This is a genomic window from Deinococcus depolymerans, assembly GCF_039522025.1.
Classification (GTDB): Bacteria; Deinococcota; Deinococci; order Deinococcales; family Deinococcaceae; genus Deinococcus; species Deinococcus depolymerans.
Window position 1 is genome coordinate 70,575 of the sequence record NZ_BAAADB010000006.1, and the last position, 8,288, is coordinate 78,862.

The 8,288-nt window shown below is 68.4% G+C and carries 7 protein-coding genes; 1 reads left to right on the forward strand and 6 read right to left on the reverse strand.

Going from position 1 to position 8,288, the window contains the following annotated elements:
* Nucleotides 1–250: 250 nt before the first annotated feature.
* From ABDZ66_RS04325 to ABDZ66_RS04340, 4 genes are all read right to left on the reverse strand, one after another.
* On the reverse strand, nucleotides 251–2,479 hold the full coding sequence (locus ABDZ66_RS04325) for an esterase-like activity of phytase family protein (protein ID WP_343756450.1): 2,229 nt from the start codon (nucleotides 2,477–2,479) through the stop codon (nucleotides 251–253).
* Between the two features lie 175 nt (nucleotides 2,480–2,654).
* Entirely contained in the window at nucleotides 2,655–3,530 is an 876-nt protein-coding gene (locus tag ABDZ66_RS04330; protein WP_343756451.1) for a carbohydrate ABC transporter permease, read from the reverse strand.
* Nucleotides 3,520–4,458 carry a carbohydrate ABC transporter permease gene (locus ABDZ66_RS04335; RefSeq protein WP_343756452.1) on the reverse strand — a complete coding sequence of 313 codons (939 nt, stop codon included), beginning with the start codon at nucleotides 4,456–4,458 and terminating at the stop codon, nucleotides 3,520–3,522. Before ABDZ66_RS04335 ends, ABDZ66_RS04330 begins: the two co-directional genes overlap by 11 nt.
* A 320-nt stretch (nucleotides 4,459–4,778) precedes the next feature.
* Nucleotides 4,779–6,077, reverse strand: a complete 1,299-nt coding sequence (locus ABDZ66_RS04340) for an ABC transporter substrate-binding protein (protein ID WP_343756453.1) — start codon at nucleotides 6,075–6,077, stop codon at nucleotides 4,779–4,781.
* A gap of 128 nt (nucleotides 6,078–6,205) precedes the next feature.
* Between ABDZ66_RS04340 and ABDZ66_RS04345 the strand changes: the two genes are divergently transcribed.
* Nucleotides 6,206–7,054, forward strand: a complete 849-nt coding sequence (locus ABDZ66_RS04345; RefSeq protein WP_343756454.1) for an NAD(P)H-binding protein — start codon at nucleotides 6,206–6,208, stop codon at nucleotides 7,052–7,054.
* A gap of 156 nt (nucleotides 7,055–7,210) precedes the next feature.
* Here the strand turns inward: ABDZ66_RS04345 and ABDZ66_RS04350 are convergent, their stop codons facing one another.
* Together ABDZ66_RS04350 and ABDZ66_RS17265 are read right to left on the reverse strand one after the other, a co-directional pair.
* On the reverse strand, nucleotides 7,211–7,891 hold the full coding sequence (locus ABDZ66_RS04350) for a glycerophosphodiester phosphodiesterase (protein WP_343756455.1): 681 nt from the start codon (nucleotides 7,889–7,891) through the stop codon (nucleotides 7,211–7,213).
* 56 nt (nucleotides 7,892–7,947) lie between these two features.
* Nucleotides 7,948–8,208 (reverse strand): DUF4357 domain-containing protein, encoded by a 261-nt coding sequence (locus tag ABDZ66_RS17265; protein ID WP_425544401.1) that lies wholly within the window; start codon nucleotides 8,206–8,208, stop codon nucleotides 7,948–7,950.
* Between the last annotated feature and the right edge of the window lie 80 nt (nucleotides 8,209–8,288).

Sequence of the window (8,288 nt, forward strand, 5' to 3'; positions counted from 1 at the left end):
CAGGGTGCGGGGATCACCGCACAGGGTCTGCCGGTCCGGAGTTCAGTGTGCCACGCGGAGTATTGCGGGATTCTGACAGCGGCGCGTGATGCTCATACGGACTGCCGTCTGTTTCGCCGACAATCCGGAACTTCACCGGGTTGCCAGCTCCACGTCCGGAGGGGCGTTTCTCTCCTGCTCGCTCTTCTGCGAAGCTCTGCGAGTCCGCTCGGACCCAGCGGCTCTGCAAGCCATTCAATCCGAGTCCGTATCAGCGGCGGCCGACGCCGGGCGCGAGGGTCAGGGGCGCGTCGAGTTTCAGCCAGATGAACTCGTTGGTGTCCTTCACGGCCGCGCCGCGCCCGCCGGTGCCGGGGTAGTTGTTGTCGTTGGCGACGAGGACGGTGGTGGCGTCGAGCACGATGACGTTCTCGATGGTCACGTACGGGAAGCGGAACACGCCGCCGGTCGTGCTGGGCGCCAGGCCCTGCGGGTCGGCGATGTTCAGCAGGTCGGCCAGCAGGGTCTTCTTCAGGGTGCCGTCGGCGTTGCGGTCGGTCAGGCTGACGCGGTAGAGGCGTTTGGTGCGGGCGGCGTCGCCGCTGCCGCCGTCGCGCTCAATCACGATCAGTTCCGAGGCGTTCACGGGCGTGATGTCACCGATGGCGTTGCCGGGCGCGTCGAGCGGGTAACGGCCAGTCAGCGTCCACTTCTGCGTGGCGAGGTCGATGGCGTGCAGGCGCAGCTGGCCGGGCGTGTCGCCAGCCACGGTTTTTTCCAGCAGGGCGTACAGGGTCTTCCCGTCGGGGCTGAGGGTCAGGCCCTCGAAGCCGCCGCTGCTGCCCAGCGTGGCGGCGCTGCTGCTGCCGCCCTGCGTGAAGGCGGGGTGCTGGGGGCTGCGGACTTCGGGCGCGGCGTACTCGGCGACCACTTTCGCGCCGGTGGCGGGGAAGTCGGTGAACAGTCCGTCCACGCCCGCCTGAATGGCCTGCCGCATCTCGGCTTCTGGGTTGTTGGCGTACTGGGCGGGCAGGAAGGTGGGTTCGTTCCGGAAGGTGTACGGGTGGACGAGCAGCCCGGCGGCGTGCGCGCGGGTCACGAAGTCGGTGGTCTGCCCCTTGCCGTCGATGATCCAGCCCTTGCTGGGGCCGATGCCGCTGGCGTACGTGGCGATGTCGCGCAGGCCCTCGGGGGTGGTCAGGTCGGCGTTCTGGCGGGGGTCCCGGCGGGCGCTCAGGTCGTAGGGCGCGCCGGTCTGGCCGCCCAGCAGCTGCACCAGCGGGAGTTTCACGCCGGCGGCGGGCATGATGGTGCTGTTCAGGTCGCGCAGATTGGTGGTCTCGAAGGACTGGATGAACACGCGCGCCGGGTCTGTAAAGCCTTCCTTCTTCAGGGTGTCGATCAGCAGTTGCGAGGTGTTCACGCCCGTCTGCGCGGCCATGAAGGTGGGGTGCTTCGTTTCGGGGTACAGGCCGACCCGGCGGCCGGTGCGGGTCTCGGTGTCGCGGATCAGGGCGATGATCTCGCTCAGGGTGGGCACCTCGAACTGCCCGTCAAAGGTGCGGCCGCGCAGGGCCGGGAGGCGTTCCACGGCGCGCAGGGTCTTGAGTTCCGTCAGCGTGAAATCCTCGACCCAGTACCCCGTGACGTCCTGCCCGTCGAGCTTCTTGGTCTTCACGCGCCCGGCGAACTCGGGGCGGGTGGCGACGTCGGTGGTGGCCTCCGTGACCTTGCCGCTCCCGTCCAGGACCGCCATGACCGGTTCGTGCCGGGCGACCAGCACGCCGTCCTTCGTGACGACCAGGTCCGGCTCGATGAAGTCCGCGCCCGCCTCGATCGCCACCCGGTACGCTTCCAGGGTGTGTTCCGGGCGGGTGCCGCTGCTGCCCCGGTGCCCGATCACGATGGGCGGCCGGCCGGTCAGGGTGGGCAGGCCCGGCAGGTTCGGGGTGGGCATGGGGGCGTCCAGCAGCACGCCGTCCGCGCTGAAGTGCAGCAGGTACGGGCCGAACTCGTCGCCCACCCACAGCGTCCCGTCGGGCGCGACCACGAAGCCTTCCGGGTCGAAGTCCGCGCCGGTCAGCAGGCGCTCCGGGCTGGCCTCGTTCACGATCTGCCACGGCACGCGCCGCTCCGGGTCACGCAGCCCAACGAACGCCCCTACCTCCACCTTCCCGGTTCCCGTGGGCGCGGTCTTCGGGGTGAGGGTCAGGCGGTACAGGCGCAGCAGGGAGTCGGCGCTGTTGTTCTTCGCGCCGAACCCGTTGTCGCTCAGGAACAGGTACGTGCCGTCCGGCGCGAACTGCACGCCGCTGAAGCCCTGCACCGGCTGCCCCTGAAAGCGCGCCTGACCGCGCAGGCCGTCCCTCCAGGCGCCGCTGGCCGGGCCGGGCGCGAAGGTATCGGCGGGCAGTTCCGCGTACCCGGCCAGCGTGACGGCCTGCGCGGCCCCCACGCCCAGCAGCAGCGCGGCCGACAGGCGGACCATGAGGGCTTTCACGGACGTGCGGACAGCAGATGAGGAATTCACACCCGTCAGTTGAAGCCGCGCACGTCAGAGCAACGTGCGCGGCCGGTCAGCCCGGCGTCAGGGGGTCCCTTCGTACGGACCGGGTCGGCTTCGTTGCCCCCTCACCCGCCCCTTCGCCGTCTGTTGACCCCGTTCACCCGAGTGCCTACTTGTCCTCGGTGAGCGCGAAGCCCCGGCTGAACTGCTTCTGCAGGGCCGTGAACACGATCAGGGGCGGCAGGGCCGTGATGACGGCGCCGGCCATCACGGCGCCCCAGTCGGTCTGGCCGCCCACCTCGATCAGTTTGCGCAGGCCCACCTGCACGACCTGCTTGTCGTCCTGCTGCATGATCACCAGCGGCCAGATGTACTGATCCCAGGCGTACACGAACTGAATGACGGCCAGCGCGCCGATGGTGTTGGTGCTCATGGGAATCAGGATGTGCGTCAGGTACCGCAGCGGGCCGCACCCGTCGATGCGGGCGGCGTCGGCGAGGCTGGTGGGGATGCTCAGGAAGTGCTGCCGGAACAGGAACGTGCCGGTCGCGCTGGCCAGGAACGGCACGATGATCGCGGCGTACGTGTTCGCCCACTTCAGGTCGCGGCTGACCAGATCGAACAGCGCGATGATCAGCACCTCGGTGGGCAGCATCAGGGACAGCAGGACCAGCGTGAACGCCGCGCCCTTCAACGGAAAGCGGAAGTACACGAATGCCAGCGCGGCCAGCAGGGCCAGGGTGGTCTTTCCGGCCGTGACGCACACGGCCACCACGAGGCTGTTGCGCATGTAGCGGCCCAGGTGCGCGTCCTCCCACACGCCCGAGAGGTTCTGGAAGAACGCGCCGCCGGGCAGCAGGCTGGGGCTCAGGACGACGCTGGACGTCTGGGTGCTCTTGATGACCGCGAAGATCAGGGGCGCACTGATGATCAGGATCGCCAGGATCAACGCGGCGTGCGTGACCCACACGCCCCGCGCGCGGCGGGAGCGGGGGGCGGCGCGGTCAGCGCGGGCGGGCGGCGCGGCCGGGTGCTTAACTGCCATAGTGCACCCGCCGCTCGCCCAGCCGGAACTGCATCCAGGTGACGAACGCCACCAGCGCCAGCATCAGGGCGGCCTGCGCGGCGGCCGCGCCGGTCTTGAAGTTCACGAAGCCGTCCTGGTACAGCTGGTACACCAGGAACGTGGTCGCCCCGGCATTCCCGGTGTACGGCCCGCCGCGCGTGAGGATGTCCGTCAGGGCGAACGAGTCGAACAGCGCCGCGATGATGTTCGTGAACACCAGGAAGAACGTGATGGGACTCAGCAGCGGGAACGCCACGCGCCAGAACACCTGCGCGGGGGTCGCGCCGTCGATCTCGGCGGCTTCCATCACGTCGCCCGGCAGGTTCTGGATGCTGGCGAGGTAGAACACGATGTTGTACGCCAGGCCCTTCCAGATGGCGGCCAGCGTGACCAGCCCGAACGCCAGGACGGGCGTGTCCAGCCAGCGGGGGCGCACGCCGAACAGTTCGCCCAGCAGGGCGTTCACCACGCCGATCTCCGGGTTGAACAGGAACAGCCACAGCGTCCCGGCAATGGCGGGGCTCAGGGCGTAGGGGTAGATCAGCAGCAGGCGGTACGTACTCGCGCCGCGCACGGGACGGCTGGCGAGCCACGCCAGTCCCAGGGACAGCAGCAGCCCGAACGTGACGGTCAGGACCGTGAACACCAGCGTCTGGAGCGCCACCTGCCGGTACGCGGGACTGGACAGCAACTCGGCGAAATTGGCGAGGCCCACGAACTGCTCGGTGCCCAGGATCACGTTCGCGCGGTACGCGGCCAGCCTGAGCGTCTGCAGGGCCGGCAGGTAGATGAACACCGCCAGGATCAGTAGGCTGGGCAGCAGGAACACCCACGGCAGGGCGCGGCCCCGGAACACGGCGCTCTCCCCGGCGTCCGGGGTGGGGCGGGAACGGGCGGGACTCAGCATGGGCGGGCGGGGGGGTCGGAGAGGGCGGTCATGCGGGATACCTCCAGGGCGGGGTGCAGCCGGAACACAGGGGCTGGAATGGCGCGGGCGGCCCACCCTCCGTCAGGGAGGGAGCGGGCCGCGCGGCGGGCAGGACGGGTGGGGTCAGCGCACGGTGACGGCGTGATCCTGACAGGTCCGGCGCTTATACGGATTCCGTCTGTTTCGTTAACAACCCGGCAGGGTACCGGGTTGCCAACTCCACGCCCGGAATCCTCTTTGCTCCTACTCGCGTCCACTCGGATTGAACGGCTTTGCAAGCCATTCAATCGGAGTCCGTATTACTTGAAGTTCGCGTTGTACTCGGCCAGGGCGGCGTCGGCGCGGGCCTTGGTTTCCTTCAGCGCGGCGTCCACGTTCTGCCCGCCCAGCACCTTCTGCACGCCTTCTTCCATGATCCGGCGGGTCTGGATGGCCGCGCCGTTCAGGCCGCCGGCGGTGGCGGCGCTCGGCACGGTGCGGGTCAGCTGGTTGAACGCCACGAGCTGCAGGGGCGTCTGCGTGAACCAGCCCTGCTTGCGCAGCAGCTCGATGCTGCTCTGCCGCACGGGGTAGTACCCGGTCAGTTTGTGCCACTCGGCCATGTTCTGGGTGTTCGTCATGTACAGCGCGAAGTCCAGTGCGCCCTCGGCCTGCGCCTTGCTGACGCCCTTGCTGATCCACAGGCTGGCCCCGCCGATCACGACGCCGTTGCGTTTGCTGCCGTCCGCGATGGGCAGCACGCCCACGCCCACGCTGAAACCGGCCTTCTTCGCGGCGTCACGGATGTTGCCGATGTCGGCGGTGGACGTGATGTGGAACACCGCCTTCTGGTTCGTGAAGATGGCGTCGCTGCCGTCCCAGTCTTCCAGTTTGCCGGTGTAGGTGTAGTACCGGCGGTCCTGCATGGTCTTGAAGAACGTGAAGATGTTCTTCGCGGCTTTGCTGTCGAGGTTGGTGGCGGTCGCGCGGCCCTGGCGGCCGTTGCCGTTGTTCAGGAGGGGCGCGCCCTGCTGCGCCATCCACTGCTCGATGAACCAGCCGTTCAGGCTCATGCCGAAGCAGGTGGCGTCCAGTTTCGCCGCCTCGATCTTCTGGCAGGCCCCCAGCAGGCCGCCGTACGTGGTGGGCGGCTGCTTGGGGTTCAGGCCCGCTTTCTTCATCAGGTCCTGGTTGAAGTACAGGACCGGGCTGCTGGAGTTGAACGGCAGGCTGTTCACCTTCCCGCCGATGGTGTAGTAGTTGATGACGGGCTTGATGTAATCGCTGAAATCGACGTTCCTGACGCTGCTGACCGGCTGGAACGCGCCGCTGTCCAGCGCCAGCTGGCTGCCGACCTCGAAGATCTGCACGAGGGCCGGGGCCTTGCCCTGCCGCGCGGCGAGGATGGTCGCCTGCAGGCTGTCGTTGTAGCTGCCCTTGTAGCTGGGCACGACCTTCACGCCGCTGTGCGTCCTGTTGTACTCGTCCGCGCGGGCCTGAATCCAGCCGCTGCGTTTGGCGTCCCCGAAGGAATGCCAGAATTCCACGGTGGTCTGCGCGGAAGCCAGAGAAGCGTTCGTCAAGCCCAGCAGGGCTGCCGTCAGCAGTATTCGGTTCATGAGAATTAAAGTAGGCTCCCCCCATCAGGGCGCTGTCAAGCAACCCTGGGCCGGGGAACACCCAGAGCGTTCCTTCACACTGACCCCCGGACTCCGGGTTGACCGTTCCGGGCACCTACAGTCAGGTCATGATTCTCGTCACTGCCGCCACCGGGAACGTCGGGCGCGAACTCGTGCCGCAACTGCTGAGCGCCGGACAGCAGGTCCGCGCAGGCACCCGCCACCCGCAGGGGGCGGCATTCCCGAACGGCGCACACGCCACGCACTTCGACTTCAGCGATGAGGCCAGCGTCCGCGAGGCCGCCACCGGCACGCAGAGCGTGTACCTGATCGTCCCGGAAACCGTGGGCACAGAGACCCTGAAACGTGCCCTGAGCGTCATGAAGGAGGCGGGCGTGGAACGCGTCGTGCTGCAATCCGGGTTCGGCGCAGAGCGTGGCGACAACCCGCTGGGCGAGGCCGAGGACGCCGTCCGTGACAGCGGCCTCACCTGGACGGTCCTGCGGCCCAACTGGTTCATGCAGAACTACAACCAGATGTTCCGGCGCGGCATCCGCGACCGCCACGAGTTCGCGGAACCCGCCGGGGAGCAACGCACCAGTTTCATCGACACGCGCGACATCGCCGCCGCCGCCGTGACCGTCCTCACGCAGCCCGGCCACGACCGCCGCGAGTACCCCCTGACCGGCCCGCAGTCCATCGACCGGCACGCTGTTGCCGCCGCCCTGAGCGGCGCCCTGGGCCACACCATCACCTACCGCCCCGTGGACGACGACGGCTTCGTGGACTTCCTGGTCTCCACCGGCGAGAGCGACGAGGAGGAAGCGCGCGGCATCGCCTCCATCTACCCGCCCATCCGCGCGGGCGACACCGCCCCCACCACCCCCGACCTGCACGCCCTGACCGGCAGCACCGGCCACACCATCGAGGACTTCGCGCAGCACTACCGGCAGGACTGGCTGATGGCTGATGGCTGATGGCTGATGGCTGATGGCTGATGGCTGATGGCTGATGGCTGATGGCTGATGGCTGATGGCTGATGGCTGATGGCTGATGGCTGATGGCTGATGGTCAACAGCGTGTGCGCGACGCGGCCAGCCACGTCAAGGCCAATCCGCTGCCCACTCCCCTCCTCAGCGGGCGGTCAGGAGCACGTCCGGCAGGTCGCCGATCAGGGCGTCCACGCCGAGTGCTTTCAGGCGGGCCACCTGCGCGGCGTCGTTCACGGTCCAGGTGTTCACGCGCCAGCCGTTCGCGCGGGCCTGGGCCATCAGGGCGTCGTCGATCAGGGGATGCATGGGGTGCATGGCCGCCGCCTGCACGCGCCGCATCACCACCGGCACGAGGTCCAGCGCACCCAGACGGTAAGCACGGTGAAACAGGAAGCCGCGCTCGATGTCCGGCGCATGATGCCGGGCCGCGTCCAGCACCAGCGGACTGAACGAACTGACGATCACCCGCCGCGACAGCCCGTGCGCGCGGATGGCATCCAGCGTGCGGTGCACCCGGTCATCCGGACGGGCCCCCTCGAACTTGATCTCCACGTTCACGAACGCCCCCGTATCCGCCGCCCACGCCAGCGCGGCGTCCAGCGTCGGCACGTGCGCGGGCAGATCGGCGGCGTTCATCCCGGGGAGCGACCCGCCGCCCTTGAGCGCCGGATCATGATGAATGACCAGCGTGCCGTCCATCAGGCGGCGCACGTCCAGTTCCACGCCGTCCAGCCCGGCGTCCATCGCCGCCTGAAACCCGGCCAGGGTGTTCTCGGTGTGCAGTCGGGGCGTGCCACGGTGACCCAGCAGAAGCGGCTTCATACCCCGCAGGCTACCCGCCCGGCGTCAGGTGCGCCTCATCGTTCAAGGCGCGGGGGTCAGGGGACGGGAGCGGCGCGGTAGTGCTGGGCCGTGCGGCCCTGGTCGTCCTTCCAGGCGTCCCATCCACTAACGGGCCGGACGCAGACCATGCAGGCCGCGTCGGACGGCGATGTGAACTCACAGTCGCGCGTCAACTCGTACTGTGTGTCGTTGATCTGCCTCAGGGTACCGTCCAGTACCCATGCGGCACGCCGCGTATTGAAGTTCTTCCAGCCCGGCTCTTCGCGGTAGTTGGCTGGAACTATGCCCGACACCACTGAAATGGGAGCGTCCGGGGCCTATCCCCGGACGTGTCAAAAGAGCTCCCACTCGAGAGTTTCGTCTGTCAGAACCCCGC

Excerpts from the sequence above, each read along its gene's own strand:
- ABDZ66_RS04330 (WP_343756451.1), bottom strand. The coding sequence starts at position 3,530 with ATGGCAGTTAAGCACCCGGCCGCGCCGCCCGCCCGCGCTGACCGCGCC.
- ABDZ66_RS04335 (WP_343756452.1), bottom strand. The coding sequence starts at position 4,458 with ATGCTGAGTCCCGCCCGTTCCCGCCCCACCCCGGACGCCGGGGAGAGC.
- ABDZ66_RS04340 (WP_343756453.1), bottom strand. The coding sequence starts at position 6,077 with ATGAACCGAATACTGCTGACGGCAGCCCTGCTGGGCTTGACGAACGCT.
- ABDZ66_RS04345 (WP_343756454.1), top strand. The coding sequence starts at position 6,206 with ATGATTCTCGTCACTGCCGCCACCGGGAACGTCGGGCGCGAACTCGTG.
- ABDZ66_RS04350 (WP_343756455.1), bottom strand. The coding sequence starts at position 7,891 with ATGAAGCCGCTTCTGCTGGGTCACCGTGGCACGCCCCGACTGCACACC.